Origin of the sequence: Desulfitobacterium metallireducens DSM 15288 (assembly GCF_000231405.2) — a bacterium.
Lineage (GTDB): Bacteria > Bacillota > Desulfitobacteriia > Desulfitobacteriales > Desulfitobacteriaceae > Desulfitobacterium_A > Desulfitobacterium_A metallireducens.
Map to the genome: position 1 here is coordinate 1,951,061 of NZ_CP007032.1, position 15,779 is coordinate 1,966,839.

Annotated in this window: 16 protein-coding genes; 3 read left to right on the forward strand and 13 right to left on the reverse strand. The window is 44.7% G+C overall.

Annotation, left to right across the window (positions count from 1 at the left end; all coding sequences use genetic code 11):
- Positions 1-49 precede the first annotated feature (49 nt).
- From DESME_RS09345 to DESME_RS09360, 4 genes are all read right to left on the reverse strand, one after another.
- On the reverse strand, positions 50-2,062 hold the full coding sequence (locus DESME_RS09345; RefSeq protein ID WP_006716192.1) for a bifunctional 4-hydroxy-3-methylbut-2-enyl diphosphate reductase/30S ribosomal protein S1: 2,013 nt from the start codon (positions 2,060-2,062) through the stop codon (positions 50-52).
- Positions 2,063-2,173: 111 nt separating this feature from the next.
- Positions 2,174-2,764 carry a lysophospholipid acyltransferase family protein gene (locus DESME_RS09350; protein WP_006716191.1) on the reverse strand — a complete coding sequence of 197 codons (591 nt, stop codon included), beginning with the start codon at positions 2,762-2,764 and terminating at the stop codon, positions 2,174-2,176.
- 10 nt (positions 2,765-2,774) lie between these two features.
- Positions 2,775-3,440 (reverse strand): (d)CMP kinase, encoded by a 666-nt coding sequence (gene cmk / locus DESME_RS09355; protein WP_006716190.1) that lies wholly within the window; start codon positions 3,438-3,440, stop codon positions 2,775-2,777.
- An 82-nt stretch (positions 3,441-3,522) separates the two neighbouring features.
- Entirely contained in the window at positions 3,523-4,212 is a 690-nt protein-coding gene (locus DESME_RS09360; protein ID WP_051413981.1) for a CPBP family intramembrane glutamic endopeptidase, read from the reverse strand.
- A 90-nt stretch (positions 4,213-4,302) separates the two neighbouring features.
- On the opposite strand from DESME_RS09360, the gene DESME_RS09365 reads away from it, so the two are divergent.
- The gene (locus tag DESME_RS09365) at positions 4,303-4,569 is read left to right on the forward strand and encodes a hypothetical protein (RefSeq protein WP_006716188.1); all 267 of its coding nucleotides are present in this window, start codon (positions 4,303-4,305) and stop codon (positions 4,567-4,569) included.
- Positions 4,570-4,637: 68 nt separating this feature from the next.
- Here the strand turns inward: DESME_RS09365 and DESME_RS09370 are convergent, their stop codons facing one another.
- From DESME_RS09370 to DESME_RS09405, 8 genes are all read right to left on the reverse strand, one after another.
- Positions 4,638-6,371 carry an L-lactate permease gene (locus DESME_RS09370; RefSeq protein ID WP_006716187.1) on the reverse strand — a complete coding sequence of 578 codons (1,734 nt, stop codon included), beginning with the start codon at positions 6,369-6,371 and terminating at the stop codon, positions 4,638-4,640.
- Between the two features lie 724 nt (positions 6,372-7,095).
- A complete protein-coding gene (aroA, locus tag DESME_RS09375; RefSeq protein WP_006716186.1) occupies positions 7,096-8,394 on the reverse strand; it encodes a 3-phosphoshikimate 1-carboxyvinyltransferase in 1,299 nt (432 codons plus the stop codon).
- Between the two features lie 6 nt (positions 8,395-8,400).
- A complete protein-coding gene (locus DESME_RS09380) occupies positions 8,401-9,282 on the reverse strand; it encodes a prephenate dehydrogenase (RefSeq protein WP_006716185.1) in 882 nt (293 codons plus the stop codon).
- Entirely contained in the window at positions 9,282-10,313 is a 1,032-nt protein-coding gene (gene aroF / locus DESME_RS09385) for a 3-deoxy-7-phosphoheptulonate synthase (RefSeq protein WP_006716184.1), read from the reverse strand. The genes DESME_RS09380 and aroF overlap by 1 nt, the downstream gene beginning before the upstream one ends.
- A gap of 43 nt (positions 10,314-10,356) precedes the next feature.
- Positions 10,357-10,719 carry a chorismate mutase gene (gene aroH / locus DESME_RS09390; protein WP_006716183.1) on the reverse strand — a complete coding sequence of 121 codons (363 nt, stop codon included), beginning with the start codon at positions 10,717-10,719 and terminating at the stop codon, positions 10,357-10,359.
- Entirely contained in the window at positions 10,712-11,152 is a 441-nt protein-coding gene (locus tag DESME_RS09395) for a HutP family protein (RefSeq protein ID WP_006716182.1), read from the reverse strand. Before DESME_RS09395 ends, aroH begins: the two co-directional genes overlap by 8 nt.
- A 194-nt stretch (positions 11,153-11,346) precedes the next feature.
- Positions 11,347-11,787, reverse strand: a complete 441-nt coding sequence (locus DESME_RS09400) for a hypothetical protein (protein WP_041484204.1) — start codon at positions 11,785-11,787, stop codon at positions 11,347-11,349.
- 67 nt (positions 11,788-11,854) lie between these two features.
- Entirely contained in the window at positions 11,855-13,114 is a 1,260-nt protein-coding gene (locus tag DESME_RS09405; RefSeq protein WP_006716180.1) for a BaiN/RdsA family NAD(P)/FAD-dependent oxidoreductase, read from the reverse strand.
- Between the two features lie 164 nt (positions 13,115-13,278).
- Between DESME_RS09405 and DESME_RS09410 the strand changes: the two genes are divergently transcribed.
- Positions 13,279-13,569, forward strand: a complete 291-nt coding sequence (locus DESME_RS09410; protein WP_006716179.1) for a carboxymuconolactone decarboxylase family protein — start codon at positions 13,279-13,281, stop codon at positions 13,567-13,569.
- A gap of 3 nt (positions 13,570-13,572) precedes the next feature.
- The gene (locus DESME_RS09415; protein ID WP_006716178.1) at positions 13,573-14,421 is read left to right on the forward strand and encodes a phosphatase PAP2 family protein; all 849 of its coding nucleotides are present in this window, start codon (positions 13,573-13,575) and stop codon (positions 14,419-14,421) included.
- 329 nt (positions 14,422-14,750) lie between these two features.
- Here DESME_RS09415 and DESME_RS09420 read toward each other — a convergent pair whose 3' ends face one another.
- Positions 14,751-15,776, reverse strand: a complete 1,026-nt coding sequence (locus DESME_RS09420) for an NADH-quinone oxidoreductase subunit I (protein WP_006716177.1) — start codon at positions 15,774-15,776, stop codon at positions 14,751-14,753.
- Between the last annotated feature and the right edge of the window lie 3 nt (positions 15,777-15,779).

Below are 15,779 nucleotides of genomic sequence, written 5' to 3' on the forward strand. Positions count from 1 at the left end.
ACTTCTTGCGTAATGCAAGAAGTCATCCTCATTCGATACTTTCTCGAACTTATTGTTCTAAATCCTGTTTCAGGACATCCCCGATTGTAACTGCAGGAATATCCGATTGAGCTGCTAAAACTTCTTCATCCTGAGTAGCTTGCGCCTCAGAGATCGCTTCCCGGATACTTAGACTGATCCGTTTTTCTTCCGGCTTGCACTCAATCACCTTGGCCTGAACCATATCTCCGACCTTTACTACATCCTCAACCTTCGCCACTCTTTTTTCTGAAAGCTGTGAAATATGAACCAACGCATCGACTCCATCTTCCAATTGGACAAATGCGCCAAAAGGAGCGAGACGAACGACCTTACCGGTTACAAGAGAACCGAGTGCATACTTTTGAGCAACAGCATCCCAAGGACTAGGTTTCAGTTGCTTTAATCCCAAAGAAACTTTCGAATGCTCTTTATCTAACTTTAATACTTGAACTTCAACTTCGTCTCCGACATTAACAATTTCAGAAGGATGTTTGACTCGGGAATAAGCCATTTCCGATACATGGAGAAGTCCATCGACACCCCCGATATCAACAAATGCCCCAAAATCAGCCAAGCGACGCACGACACCTGTGACTGTGTCACCCTCTTGCAATGTTTCGAAAAGTTCAGCCCGTTTACTCACTTGTTCTTCAGCAAGAATAACCTTCTGAGAAAGAACGACTTTATGTTTAGCGGGATCAAATTCGATGACCCGTAAGCGCAAGGTTTGTCCCAAAAACTGTTTTAGGTCCTCAACATATCCTAATTGAATTTGCGAAGCAGGTACAAAACCACGCATCCCAACATCCACAAGTAAACCGCCTTTGACCACTTCAGTAACCTTAGCTTGAAGTTCTTCTTTAGACTCAGCTAATTGTTCAAGTCGTTCGCTTGCCTCTTCTTCAGCAGCACGTCGTTTGGAGAGCACCGGATTTCCCTCTTGATTCTCCACTTTTAACACGACGACTCTAATCTCATCTCCAACTGAAACCACTTCGCTTGGGTTTGAAACAGGTGCAACCGAAAGTTCTTGTAAGGAAATAATACCTTCCGACTTCCAGCCAAGATCAACATAAACTTCGTCATGAGTAAGCTTCACAACCGTCCCCGTTACAACTGCGCCACGATGTAACTTTGTCATATGATCAGCCCAGTTCTCCATATCTATGTCGTTAAGATCCATTTCTTCCTCGTTTTGGACAGTTAAATCCTTTTCATCAATTTCTGTCATTTTCTTCTTTACCTCCTCAATTATCCAATCTGGCGTCGAGGCACCTGCGGTTAAGCCCGCTTTATGTATACCCTTAAACCAGTTTTCATTTAATTCATCTGCGGTTTCAATAAGATGGGTTTCAGTTTGCTCTGAGCATATGGAAGCGAGCTTTCGTGTATTCGCACTATTTCTGCCGCCAACAACGACCATCACGTCGACTTTTCCCGCCAGTTCCCAAGCCACCGTTTGTCGTTCTTCCGTGGCATTGCAAATCGTATTGTAAACGGTTAATTCTTGAGTATGCTGATGCAACTCGTCAACAATCCTCTGAAAATTGGCATGTGGTTGTGTCGTCTGAGCGAGAACGGATAAGTGCGGATAAAAGGGGAGTTCTTGAGCTTCTTGCAACGTTTCTATCGCGAAAGCATCTCCACCTGCCCAGCCTAAGATGCCTTGGACTTCTGGATGATGCTTGTCCCCTACAACAATAACTTGACTCCTTTGAGAAGCTTCTGCTGCGAGCTTCTGCGCCTTCTGAACAAAGGGGCAAGTCGCATCTTCAACTTCGATTCCTCGTTCTAGAGCTGCCTGATAAATTTCCGGTGGAACTCCATGTGAACGGATAATCATGGTTTCGCTCGACTTTGCTTCTTCGACAGCATCAATAACACGCACCCCTTGCTTTTCCAAGCGATCCACGACCTGTTGATTATGGATTAAAGGACCAAACGATACTGTCGCCGAATTTTGAACCGTACGTTCTGCCCTTTCCAGTGCACGTTTGACACCAAAGCAAAAACCGGCTTTTTCTGCCTGAATAACCTTCACCTTTGCTCCTCCTTAATTTAGGCATGACGAATACTTTCGCCAACTATAACGAAAATCCTTCATGTATAGTATAAACTACCCTCTCTAAGAAAAAAACATACCCCTGGAATTTTAATCATCCAAGGAAGCTAAAGCTTTCATAATCTGTTCTGTAAGCCATTCTCTGCGATCCTCGACTCCCTCTGGAGTCTTCATCCTTTCTGAAGTTAGAGGCTCACCCATCACGACTTCAAGCTTGCCCCAGCCTTTTGTTAAAAGTTGCTTTGTTCCAGAGACTCTTATCGGTAAAACCGTTGCTTTTCCTTTATCCATAAGCAAAGCTGCACCAGGTAATCCCTTTTGCAGTTCACCCGTTTTAGAACGTGTACCTTCCGGAAATAACCCTAAAACTCTTCCTTCTTTAAGTACTTTTAAAGATTGCCGAATCGCGCTCGTATCCCCTTGCCCCCGTTTGACAGGAAAAGCGCCGAGACGACGAACGATAGGGCCCAAGAAAGGCACCCTGAACAATTCCTCTTTGGCCATAAATGCAACAGGGCGTGAGATGCTACACGCAGCAACGATCGGGTCCCATAAACTAACATGGTTAATGGCCAGAATAACCGGCCCCTCAGAAGGTAGATTTTCTACACCTCTTATTTTCCAACCCATCACTTTAAACTGAAGGCGAAACATTCCTCTAGCGAAAGAATATAAAGTCATGGTAAGCCTCCTAAAGCTGAGCCGTTAAAGTGATAATCTGATCCACGATTTTTTCAATCGATAATCCGGTCGTGTCAAGAATAAGCGCATCCTCTGCTGGTACAAGTGGAGCAACTTCACGCTCAGAGTCCTGTTTATCCCGGTTTTCCATATCGTGTTGAACCTCGGCAAGAGAAAGCTCTTTACCGGAGTTGCGCAATTCCAACCAGCGTCGATAGGCTCTTTCCTCAGGTGAAGCGGTTAAAAAGATCTTGAGATCGGCCTGCGGTAAAACGACAGTTCCTATATCCCGTCCATCCATAATAACCGCGCCCCGTTCGGCTTCCTGTCGTTGAAGCTGAACCAAGCGTTCACGGACGATCGGGTAAGCGGCAATCTTCGATACAGCTCGAGACACTTCTGGATTGCGAATAGCTACAGTTACATCTTTTCCATCACAAAAAACTCGGCGCGCCTCTGAATGTTCTAACACAATCTCGGTCTTCTGCACCATCTGTCCCACTTCTTCTTCACGATCAATAGGAATACTGGAACGAAGGGTTTTTAACGCAATGGCACGATACATCGCACCCGTATCAACATAAAAAATTCCCAAACGCTGAGCTACTGCTTTGGCGATGGTACTTTTTCCAGCTCCTGCCGGACCATCAATGGCTACTTTAATTTGTTTCTTCACGTTTCCTACCTCAGCAAAAATATTAGTGTCCTATTATTATACCATAATGTCCCAACCCTAAACAATCGAATGTAAGCTTGTATCAGACTATACCGGATATTGAGACGAGCATTAAAGCGATCATGTTATTCAAGGAATGCAGAGCGATCGAGGGATAAATGGATTTATATTTATCGAATAAATAGGCTAACATTAATCCTAGGATGAAACGAGGAAAAAATCCATACGCTTGAAGATGCAATGATGAGAAAAAAATCGCGCTGAGGATCGCTGAAGTCCATTTACCAAAATAAGCTTGTAAGCCACCAAAAATTACACCTCTGAAAAGGGTTTCTTCAAAAATCGGGGCTAAAATCCCGGCGAGGACAAGATTAAGGATAAAAGTTAATGGCGTCGCATTCCCCAAAAGCTGGGTGTAAACATCTGTACTTGGAGGTGTAATCCCTTTTTGGAAGAGGACAATACTATACATAATGTTGATAATCCAGGTTAGGCCATAAACTTTCAACATAGTCCCCCAGAATTTACTCAATTCAATTTTGTGCCACCCGTAATCTGACCAGTTCCAGTGGCGAACTCGGGCTAAGATCCCAAGCAAGAGAAAAAACATCAACTGGGTGAGGAAACCGTTCATATACAGAAGAATTCTTGGATGCGGCCACCAGCTTGCAATCCACCCTGTTCCAATACCTAGAATTATAAAGGAACCGACGATTCCAACAACACCCGCTAGAAGATCAATCCACCCTAAGCGGCGCACTTTGTCCTCCATATTTCTCACCTTTCCAATTCAAGTCACAAGAGTGCCCGAACCACTCTGAGTATATACTAACATAAAATTAAACTTTAGGGAGGCAATCTCATGAACATTCATGACTCCGTCGAAGAAGAGAATTTTTCTTCAACAACCTTGCTAGTCTTCCATCGGCATCTTAAAGTTCCCCTTGAATCCTATCTGAGCGCAGTTCAAGAATTTACCGATCCTTGGGATGAGCGGGCTTATCAATACTTTATTCATCACTATTTGCAAGAACTAGGTGACCCTGGCCTTGTAGGGATGGTCCGCAAGGAGCAATCCGCTGATTTTCTTTTCTTTGATGCTGCAGTCCGCTATCCTGTATCAGAATAAAACCGCCAATAAAAAAAGGTTACTCTCTGTGAAGAGAGTAACCTTTTAAGCTCGATTTAATTTTAATATTACTTAACAAATGGGACTTGCATCCAAGGCCATACATAGGCTTGGCACCAGACCAGTGCACTCAACAAAAGTGCTAAAGCAAGACTGTGTGGGAAGACTTTCCGGAAAATCGGACCAACCGCGGCCATCCCATCTTCATGATTATCATAACAAGCAACTGTTGAAACAACAATACTTTGAGCATCGATCATTTTACCCATAACACCACCCGTGCTGTTTGCAGTAACAATAAGCACAGGGTTCAAACCAAGTTGGTCAGCTGTAATATGTTGTAAGCTACCAAACATAGCATTCGAGGAAGTATCACTACCTGTAAGGAATACGCCTAACCAACCCAGCATTGAAGCAAAGAATGGGTAAGCAACCCCTGTCTTAGTGAAGGCCAGACCCATAATAGCATCTGTACCTGCATAACGAGTGGTGTAACCTAATCCTAGAACCGTACAAATCACGGTAAGGGGAACCCGCATCCGGAAGAAAGTAACCTTAAAGATCTCTTTCCATTGCTTAGCTGTAACTCTAAGGATAAAGATTCCGCCAATGAAGGCTGCGATCATCATTGCTGTTCCAGCAAACGTTAAAAAGTTGAATGTGTATTTAGCCGCTTCCATGGTCGGCTCAGGGGATATCGGAGCCGTGCGATAAACAACTCCATGTAAAAACGGAACTGGGATTACGGGTGCGAAGATAGCATTAAAGAATTTTTTAAAGCCCGATTGACCCCAGGTAAATACAGCAATCGCCATGATAATCCACGGAGCCCATGCTTGAGCAAGCTGTGAACCTGTATACTTAGGAATTTCTAATTTGTTATTTGCCAAACCTGTAGCTGAAGCATTCTCATGAGCATCTTCATGACTCATGATATGTTTGGGTTGCCAAATTTTCAAGAAGAGAGCTGTGACAACCATACTTACGATACCAGCACCAATGTCAACCAATTCAACATTTCCTGATTGCGACATTGTAAGCTGAGTAATTGCAAAGGAAAGACCAGAAACTAAGGTAGCAGGCCATACTTCAAAGACATCTTTCCACGTTCCTTTGTCCATGAAGACCAGCGTCGCTACCAACCAGAAAGGAACAATTAAAGAGAAGAAGGGCAGTTGACGTCCAGCCTGCATACTGAGAAGGCTAGGATCAATTCCTGAAACTGCGCCTAGTGTAAGGATTGGAGTACCAATTGATCCCCAAGCCACTGGAGCTGTATTCGCAATCAAACAAATTACTGCAGCAGTCATCGGTTTGAAACCGACCCCTACCATCAAGGCACCTGCAACAGCTACTGGAGTACCAAAACCAGAAGCTCCTTCCATGAACGCCCCAAAGCTGAAAGCAATCAGTAACGCTTGTAAACGGCGGTCGGGAGAAATCGAAGCCACTGAATTTTTAACAATTTCAAATGAACCCGTAACAACGGTCATTGTATAAAGGAAAATTGCGCCGAACACAATCCAACCAATTGGGAAAAGGCCATTAGCCGCACCATAACCAAACGCAGCTACAGCGGTAGCAACCGGCATCTTCATCATGAACACCGCGACTAAAATCCCTACGATCGCTGAAGTAATTGCTGCATACGGAGCAAAAATACCTAATTGACGTTTACCATGCTTATCTTTATGCGGATGAAGAGCTAATAAATATAGTAGGACAATAATCGGTAGTGCTGCGAAGAATGTCGATAGAACAACACTTCCAGTGGGGTTATAGTTCTGAAAATACTTCTCCATTAAAAATTCTCCTTCCAATTTCCTCTGCTGAATTAGGTTCAAATCGAGCTCATAATAAAATAGGATAAATGCAACGATAGTTTTTCTTCTCTATACCCTCTTCTCTATATCCTCCTCTCGCTCAAGCTTGCATTGCTCGCTATTCCCCAATAGATACCCTGTGTACAATCTACTGGTTAGGCCAGCAATTTACGCATTTACAGAAAATTTGTTCTTCACTGTTTATTCTAATTTCTACATATAATAAAGAATTCCTTCTTTTTGTTTAAAAAAATTAAATAATTTAAAATATTTCGTATTACGAGATATAGAAGGGGCTGTCGCAAAACCTATGGTCGTGTAGTTTCGCGCATATCCGTTCACTCTAGCGCTCTGGGACTGGTTCACTTCGCCTTCGTAGCGGCTCCGCCAAACCTCTTCTAGTCAATAGCTAAGGTACGTCGCTCCTGTGCGTCCATGCACCCGCGACATCATGCCTTCCGTGGCCAAGTCCCCTGGCTTCGCTATGCTACGATAGCTTTGTTCACCTGCACGTCCCTCCGCGAATCGTTCACTTCTATGCGCTATAGGAGACTAGCTTTGAATTGAGGAACGAAACTCAAAGCTTAGTCGACTTATCCTCGAAGGGGAGAAACTACGCTTTCGGGTCTTTTGTATTAGTCCATAATTATTGTGCGCGCGAAAAAGGGGCTGTTTTGCGACAGCCCCTCGACACTTACACTTATTAAATATGAGTTACTTGCTCAATTAAGGGTAGGAAGCTAGGGAAAGAAACGAAGGCTGCTTCAATTCCCTCAAGACTTACTCCTTCCTCAGAAAGAAGTCCTGCAATCGTCCAGGACATAGCTAACCGATGGTCATGATGACTTTTTGCTCGTCCTCCACGCAATCTGGTTTTACCTGTAATTCGCATTCCATCGGGAAGTTCTTCAAGGTCTGCGCCCAAAGCTTGAAGTCCTTCAACGACTGTACTAATACGATCAGACTCCTTCACCCGAAGTTCTGCCGCATCACGGATCACAGTTTCTCCCTTAGCAAGGCTAGCGGCTACTGCTAAAATGGGAACTTCATCAATTAAGCGAGGGATAATTTCCCCTTGAATTTCGACTCCATGCAATTCTGAAGGCCTTACCCGCAAATCTGCTCTTGGCTCCCCGCAGATCTCAGCATAATTTTCAAGTTGAATATCAGCCCCCATCTTGAGCAAGACATCCAGAATCCCTGTTCGCGTCGGATTAACTCCAACTTTACGAATAAGTAATTCGCCTTTTTTCATTAAACTCCCGAGAACAAGAAAAAAAGCAGCTGAGGAAATATCTCCAGGCACTGACACATCTTGAGCTGTTAACTTGCTTCCGCCTATAATACGAGACTGAGTGCCTTCGCTCCAAACCTCTACGCCAAAACCACGAAGCATACGCTCGGTATGGTCTCTGGAAAGCGCAGGTTCGATTACCCAAGTTTCTCCACTCGCCCTAAGACCCGCTAAAAGGATCGCCGATTTAACTTGGGCTGAAGCCACAGGAGTTTTAAATACCCCCCCTTTTAAGTCCCCCCCCTGTATCGTCAAAGGAGCAAAATTCCCCTCCTGACGACCAAGAACTTTTACACCCATTTCAAGCAGAGGTCCGGTCACTCGCCTCATCGGTCGCTTCCGAATCGATTCATCTCCTGTAAAAGTGGAAGCAAAAGGGCTACCCGCAAGCACCCCAAGCATGAGGCGAAAGGTTGTCCCTGAATTTCCAACATCGAGTACATCTTGCGGTTCTGTCCAATTCTCGAGTCCTTGCCCCTGAATCCAGACTTCCGACTCGCGGCGTTCCCAATTTACCCCCAGCGCCTTTAAACAGCTCAGCGTGCTCAAACAATCTTGCCCGGGGAGAAAATTCATAATATGAGTATTTCCTTTGGCCATCCCCCCAAATAAAGCTGCACGATGGGAAATGGATTTATCACCGGGAACCGTGATATCCCCATTGATCTGACGCTGGGGATGGATAAATACTCCTTGTTCTTCGGTCATGAGTACTCAACCTCCTAAACCTTGTCTCACTGCATGTGCTTTACGAAATGCGCCAGCAATCTCATCTCCATTTTTTTCCTCGAGCCAGGATCTGATTTCATCCAATTTCCCTTGCCAAACATCCAAAGAAGCTAGCACTGCAGAAGCATTTCGAATCAAGATTTCCTGCCACATCTCCGGGGAACTATCGGCGATCCGGGTCATTTCCCGGAAACTCCGCCCGGCGAGTTCGATAGAGGAGGTTTCATTCGGGGATTCTTCTAAAATAGCTAAAGTCAAAGCGACCGCAAAAAGATGCGGAAGATGGCTCACCAAGGCCACTTGGCGGTCGTGTTCTTCAGGTGTACGCAGCACAACCTTAGCTCCGATTTGGTGAAGGAGTGCTTCTAACTTGTCCACAACCGGTTGAGGACTCGTGGCGCGGGGTACAAGAACATACGGAAAATTCCTAAACAATTCTGCATGAGCCGCTTGGACTCCCGACTTCTCCGACCCCGTCATAGGATGTCCGCCGATAAAATAAACATGACGTCGCTGTATATCGCTCTGGCATACTTCGGTTTTGACACTCCCGACATCCGTAATGATAGCACCTTCGCACACGCGCTCAAGAACGTGCTCTAATCCTTCGTTTAAAAGATGGATTGGCAGTGCCAAGATCACCAGATCTGCCTCTATTTTCTCAGGCCATTCCGTTTGACCGGCTTGGATCCAATTCTGATGTTCTGCCCATCGCAAACTTTCGGGTTGTGTATCGAGTGCCGTTACCTTCCAACCCAAATGGGACAACGTTGCAGCCCAAGATCCCCCAATTAAACCCAATCCGATAACCCATGCCTGAGGTCTTCTCTCCCCTCGCCAACCCGGTGAGAAAAAATCATCATCCATTACCGGTCCCCTCCTTCAGCAAAAGGACGGTCTACAGCCTGTGCAATCTTATCCAATTCAGCCATCATTTTTTGGAAATTAGGAAGGGTTAAGGATTGCTTTCCATCGGATAGAGCCTTCTCCGGTTGTGGGTGAACCTCAACAATCAAGCCATCCGCACCCGCAGCAATTGCAGCCTTGGCCATTGGCGAAACCAATTGCCAACGCCCCGTACCATGACTCGGGTCAACTATGACTGGTAAATGAGAAAGAGAATGAAGGGCCGGAACCATGCTCAAATCAAGGGTATTGCGAGTATAATTTTCGAACGTACGAATACCCCGTTCACAGAACATGACCTGGTCATTTCCACCGTCCAGAATATATTCTGCAGCGAGCATCCACTCTTCCAAAGTAGCCGATGGGCCCCGTTTGAGAAGGATCGGCTTATTCGTTTTGGCCACTTCCTTTAGGAGATTAAAGTTCTGCATATTTCGGGCCCCGATCTGTAAAATATCGGTATAGTAAGCCACTAGCTCAACATCACGGACATCAACAACTTCGGTCGTCACGGCCAAGCCCGTTTCTTCTCGAGCTTCTGCTAAAAATTTAAGACCTTCTTCCTCTAACCCTTGAAAAGCGTACGGAGAGGTTCTTGGTTTAAAAGCGCCACCACGTAAAATGGTCGCTCCTGCTTCTCTGACGGCATGAGCTGTCTCCAGAATTTGTGAACGGCTCTCTACACTACAGGGTCCCGCCATAATATGAATTTGGGAACCCCCGATTTCAAGGTTTCCGACTTTGATAATTGTATCTGTAGGATGAAATTCTCGGCTCACCAGTTTATACGGAGCAAGAATAGGAACGACTTTCTCCACCCAAGATAAGGCTTCTAGATCAAGTCCTTTCAAGCGACTCCGATCCCCAACTGCACCGATGATCGTTTTTTCCACGCCTTGGGAAAGATGAACCTTGAAACCTACTTCGCTTAATCTTTCTGTGATTTCTTGAATTTTTACCTCTTCTACACCTTTTTTAAGTACAATAATCATTTTTACTACCCCTTCCTACCATCCTACGAACTCCAAATTTTTTCTAATTTTGCTCCAAGTCTTGACGCAATTGAACCGCTTTACGTAAATAGATATGGCGCACTTCATCTTGCGATTTTTGAGTATTGACATGGAGTAACACGCGGATACATAGAGGCAACGCTCCCGGTACTGGAATTTCCGTACAACACATTAAGGGCACCCATTTCCATCCGAGCTTGCGTGCGGTAACCGCGGGAAAAGCAGCATTCAAATCCAAAGTCACTGTAAAGAGGGCACTAATAATATCCTCGACTTCGAGAGAATTTTCCTTAATAATAGCCTGTAACATTTCCTGGGTCGCTTTATCTATTTGTTCTGCTGAATTTTCATCGACCGTTATTGCTCCACGAATTCCCCTAACCATTTCTTAACTCCGAACTTTCTCTGGGTGTAGCGCGATGCCCTAGGCCTACGGCAACTTCATCTAAATGCAATAATCCCACAGCAAAAAATACGGCAACGCTCAAATGTTCATCGCGACGAGCAATGCCAATTTTTCCTCCGATATTGAGGCCCATAGCCTTAGGCATAATCTGGCTTAAGGCTTCGCGCGCTGCTCCCGCAACTGCGCCCTCATCAACATGCGTTTCGAGAATTACACCTTCCCGTTTTGCAGCCACGACAGCGCGTTCAATGATCTTTCTTGTGGCTGTAGCATACTCACCGCCATAATCGACAGCGACAGTCTTAATATGTTGTTTTCCAAAAAATTCTTTAAGGTGGCTTTCTTCTTCACGGCTCTCCGCCATAGCCATTCGGAGTGCTGCTTCAGCTATTTTCTTGCTTTCTGCGATCATCTTAATCCTGCCTTTCAAAACGATTTAAACGAAGAAAAAGACCCCGTGTAGCGGCGTCTTTAAGACTCACATCCACCGTCCCACCATCCTTCCTATTCTTTTGCCAATTCACTAGAATACCCTATTTGTACCCATCCTACAGGACATAACCCAAGGTTATGTTGATAGCATTATAGCCTGTTGTACCTTATTTTTCAAGGCGAAATACGAAGGTTTTGCACATTCTTTTCCACGATAAAGCTTTGATTCAGACGCGGTTCGTGCAGCTGTGGATCTCGATTAGTAATCTGTACGCGGACGATTTGCGAGACAGAAGTCCCATCAAGTTGAAGCGTTCCCGATTGAGGAGTAATTTCTAATTGGCCTCGAGATAAGGTGCCAAGTAACTTCCCATTTTGAAGCACGCGAACAGGTGCTGCTGGTGTTGCCTTCAAGGTTATGACCCAGTTCTCTGGAGAAACTTGAGATAAAACCTCAATTGGGGGAGCTTCTATTTTCTGGGCCATTGCAATATAAAAATCAACAGGATCTCGGGCTAGCCCGAGCCCAATTTGGGCAACCACTAAAAGAACGCTAGCTAAAACCATAAAACGAATTAACATGCGTTCAAAATTTAATTTATGTATTGGTTGCATTGGTCTTCGATACGGGCGCATACGCATAATGATCACCTCAGAACATTGTATGCGCCTATTCTAAAAATCAGACCCCAGCCCTGACATACTCTGCAGCAGCCCGTCCGGCTCGATACCCCATAGCGAAAGCCGCTTGTAGATTATAGCCTCCGGTTACTCCATCAACATCAACAACTTCACCTGCCCAATAAAGACCCGGGAAAAGTTTCGAAGCTAACGTTTTCGGGTTAATCTCTTTGACATCCACTCCGCCGGCCGTAACAATAGCCGAGGCTATAGGGAGAGTCCCTAGAACAGTTAACTTTAAACCTTGTAAAATTTGAACTAAATGTTTCCGTTCCTCGCGGGTAACCTGATGAATCACGCGATCAGGCGGAATTTGCGATAGTTGAATAATCACGGGAATTAAGCTTTGGGGCAGAAGCTCATCCAGAGCATTCTTAAATTGCTTATTGCTAAACTTCTGAAAATCCCGTTGTAATCTAAGATCCAGTTGTTCAGAAGTGAGCGCCGGTTTTAAGTTAATGTGTAATTCAACCTTTTCGCCTTGCTGCAGAGCTTCTCCAGCCCAACGGCTTAAGGTAAGAATAATTGGGCCCGAAACTCCAAAATGGGTAAAGAGCATTTCACCGAATTCTGTTCTCTGTTTTTTCCCACTATACCATAACGAAGCTTCAACATTGCGAAGAGATAATCCCTGGACCTCTGAAACCCACTTTTCTGCTGTCTTCAGTGGAACTAAGGAAGCTCGTGGTGAAATGAGATGATGGCCTAATTCTTTTGCAAAACGATAGCCATCCCCCGTCGAACCTGTTCCGGGATAAGAGCTTCCTCCTGTACAAACGATGATAGACTCCGCCTTAATGATCGAATTATTCGTAAGCTTAACCCCTGCGACTTGCCCCTCCTTAGTGAGGATCTCTTCCACCGTCTGATTCGTCTTTAATTCCACACCTACTTCATCAATGAATTGCAACAACGCATGGACGACGGCTTCGGCATCATCGGATACGGGAAAGACGCGTCCGCCTCGCTCTACTTTACTTTCTACACCATAGTGTGAAAAGAACTCTCTTAACCTCACATTATCAAATTCCCGTAAGATTCCGTTCAGAAAACGGCCATTTCCGGGATAGTTGTGAATAAAATCCGAGACATTTTCAGCATTGGTTAAATTGCAGCGTCCTTTACCTGAGATAGCTATTTTGCGACCTGGTTTTTCCTTCTTTTCAAGGAGCAGGACCTTAGCCCCTGCGCTTGCAGCTTGTCCAGCCGCCATTAGACCCGCTGCACCTGCACCGATAACAATTACATCTTGTACACTCATACGATTTCCTTCCTTATAAAGAAAACTACTTTAGATGGGATTATATTCTATCTTATCTGAATTAGTCTACCATACTCTTCCTCAAGGGTAAAATTACTCCTCTTTTTTGCCCCTCTTTTTTCTTTGTGATATATTAGTAATAATTAAAAATAGGGAGGAAAACCATGGAACTTGATACTCGTACAACGTTAATTATCCAAATCTCTGCTGCTGTTGCTACAAATGCTTTAGCTTCCTTGCGCGCTTCGGTTACCGACGCAAAAGCGCTGGGGATATCTTCAGACGAAATCCGTCAAATCGTAAAGATAGCCCAAGAAGTTCAAGAACAACCCTTATCCCATACTCGACATTTATTGGATCAACTTCTGCGTGAGCCTATTCGTAAATCACAGGAGCATACTCATGATCATGAGCATATTCATGGTCCGAATTGTAACTGTGGACACCACTCCTAAGCTATGCCCGAATTCTATCAACTCGTTCAAGGGTTTCATACTCCGTTTTGGGATGGATTCTTTATCCTTCTCAGCTTTATCGGTGACATACCGGTCTATATCTTTCTGTTTGCTATCCTTTTCTGGAATATGGATAAACGCTTTGGCTTTCGGCTAGGAGTTCTTCTCCTTATTTCAATGGCCGTTAATTCGTGGCTTAAGGATGCTTTTCATTTTGCCCGTCCCATTGGTCAAAAGGGAATTCGTTCTCTCTATCTTTCATCAGCCAGCGGCTATGCTTTTCCAAGTGGGCATAGCCAAGCTTCAGCTACCTTTTACCCCTATCTATTAACCCGCTGGAAGAACCTAAAATGGAAGTTCATGGCCCTTTTTATGGTTTTAGGAATTGGTTTTTCCCGACTTTACCTTGGTTTGCACTGGCCAGGAGACGTTATTTCAGGATATACTCTGGGTATTCTCCTCGTGCTTGGGTTCATCCAAGTTGACCAACGCCTTTTTAAAATTCCCTTTTCTTTAGCTCTCAAGATGAGTGCCTCAATTATCCTTCCTTTGCTCGCCTTAACCTTTTACCATACGGCTCAGGGCTTTCAATTAGTAGGGTTTATCATCGGCTTTACTTTAGGCTATTTTCTTGAGGATACCTTTCTTGACTACCAAGAGCAAACCCATTTTTTACCTTCCTTTTATAAAACGATTTTAGGAACCGCTTCTCTATTGATCTGGATACTTCTTTGCTTACCTCTCACCCATCTAGCGATCGTTTTCAACCTTCTCGTGTATTGCCTCGCTGGTCTCTGGACCTCCTTAGGGGCACCCTATCTATTCCGAAGATTAGGTTGGGAAGGTAAATGAAAAAGCACAAGCAGGAATCTACAGACCTAAAAGAGCCTTTTGTTAGGAATGAAGGCCTTTAAATGAGCCGCTTACCGAACTTGTCTTAAACTCGGGTCAGAAGCTTCAGCGGGGCGGCGCATAGGACGTGCGCCGCCGCCAACAGAGTCAGGAGACGATTTTGGCAGGCACCCCCTCTCTTTATACCGAGTTTAGGACTTAGTTTGGTCGGCGAACGCCTCGCCTGAATGGATAACAAAAGGCCTCTTTCAAATAACCCTGATGTATTACAAAGGGCTGGTACACTATGAACTCAGCGTCATAGTATACCAGCCCTTTAAACTACTTATTTAATTAAGGGAACCAAAGTCAGGATCACTTGAAGCACATCCTACGCATAAGACTGGCTCTTTGTTATCAAACACTTGCCTACCGCATTTTATACAATATCGATATTTTCCCTGGTGAAGGAGAATCTTCCCCGTGAATAATCGAAAGGATAAACGTTTATTCTCCATAGTCAACGCTTTGGGACGGCAAATACTCACACACCGCTGACAACGTACACATTTAAGCGGCTCATAAATCAAGGTTAATTCATCATGGTTTTCTTTTTTCGTGAGGGCTCCTTGCGGACAAATTGCTGCGCATACCCCACAGTTAGTGCAACTCTCTCCTATATTTAAAGCGGGAAGAGGAAGAATCTCTTTCTTAGATTCCCACGATTCGACCAAGAATAGCCTGCTATGAGGTATCGGGTAAGCTTCATCCGACGTCATTCCTGGCAACATCTCTTCAAGCTTCTCCCGTCCTAGATCTCGCCAACCTTTTTTTTCAGTAGGAGCAGGAGTACTAACCTTCTGATTTTGAGGCAAGGGCTTAGTCTTACCATCATCAGGGGCAACTGTGATCACTATAGGAGAATGTTCTGTCCAAGCTTTATGCACTTCAGTAAACGTTCTGACACTCTGAGCACAGGCTTTTTTATCCGGACAATTTGCACAATCTCCGGTTGAAATTCCCACCTGTTTCTCCTGTGCCTGAAGTAGCAAAGCCATCCATAAATCCCGATCAAGGATTCCCAAACAAGGAATCTCAAATCCCGTTGGAATTGCTTGGGGACAATTAAGCTGGATCTGGTCAGCACCACGAATATAGTGATATAACTTATCTAAATTGCGATCCACAATGCCATCGCTTGGACAGACAGCCATGCAAACCCCACATTCTGTACATAGTTTAGCCTTAATTTCATAATCTTCAGAAATAGCCTGATGGGGACAACTATCAATGCATAAGCGACATGGGTGAGCAAACGGTTTCTTGATATTGAGGCAATTACTCCGGTGATAGACAAATTGACAGGTATTTAGCATAAT

Bases quoted from the DNA above. Each gene is read 5' to 3' on its own strand.
- DESME_RS09400 (WP_041484204.1), bottom strand. From the start codon at position 11,787: ATGCAACCAATACATAAATTAAATTTTGAACGCATGTTAATTCGTTTT.
- aroH (WP_006716183.1), bottom strand. From the start codon at position 10,719: ATGGTTAGGGGAATTCGTGGAGCAATAACGGTCGATGAAAATTCAGCA.
- DESME_RS09350 (WP_006716191.1), bottom strand. From the start codon at position 2,764: ATGACTTTATATTCTTTCGCTAGAGGAATGTTTCGCCTTCAGTTTAAA.
- DESME_RS09420 (WP_006716177.1), bottom strand. From the start codon at position 15,776: ATGCTAAATACCTGTCAATTTGTCTATCACCGGAGTAATTGCCTCAAT.
- aroA (WP_006716186.1), bottom strand. From the start codon at position 8,394: ATGACCGAAGAACAAGGAGTATTTATCCATCCCCAGCGTCAGATCAAT.
- aroF (WP_006716184.1), bottom strand. From the start codon at position 10,313: ATGATTATTGTACTTAAAAAAGGTGTAGAAGAGGTAAAAATTCAAGAA.
- DESME_RS09380 (WP_006716185.1), bottom strand. From the start codon at position 9,282: ATGGATGATGATTTTTTCTCACCGGGTTGGCGAGGGGAGAGAAGACCT.
- DESME_RS09370 (WP_006716187.1), bottom strand. From the start codon at position 6,371: ATGGAGAAGTATTTTCAGAACTATAACCCCACTGGAAGTGTTGTTCTA.
- DESME_RS09405 (WP_006716180.1), bottom strand. From the start codon at position 13,114: ATGAGTGTACAAGATGTAATTGTTATCGGTGCAGGTGCAGCGGGTCTA.
- DESME_RS09360 (WP_051413981.1), bottom strand. From the start codon at position 4,212: ATGGAGGACAAAGTGCGCCGCTTAGGGTGGATTGATCTTCTAGCGGGT.
- DESME_RS09410 (WP_006716179.1), top strand. From the start codon at position 13,279: ATGGAACTTGATACTCGTACAACGTTAATTATCCAAATCTCTGCTGCT.
- DESME_RS09415 (WP_006716178.1), top strand. From the start codon at position 13,573: ATGCCCGAATTCTATCAACTCGTTCAAGGGTTTCATACTCCGTTTTGG.
- DESME_RS09365 (WP_006716188.1), top strand. From the start codon at position 4,303: ATGAACATTCATGACTCCGTCGAAGAAGAGAATTTTTCTTCAACAACC.
- DESME_RS09395 (WP_006716182.1), bottom strand. From the start codon at position 11,152: ATGATCGCAGAAAGCAAGAAAATAGCTGAAGCAGCACTCCGAATGGCT.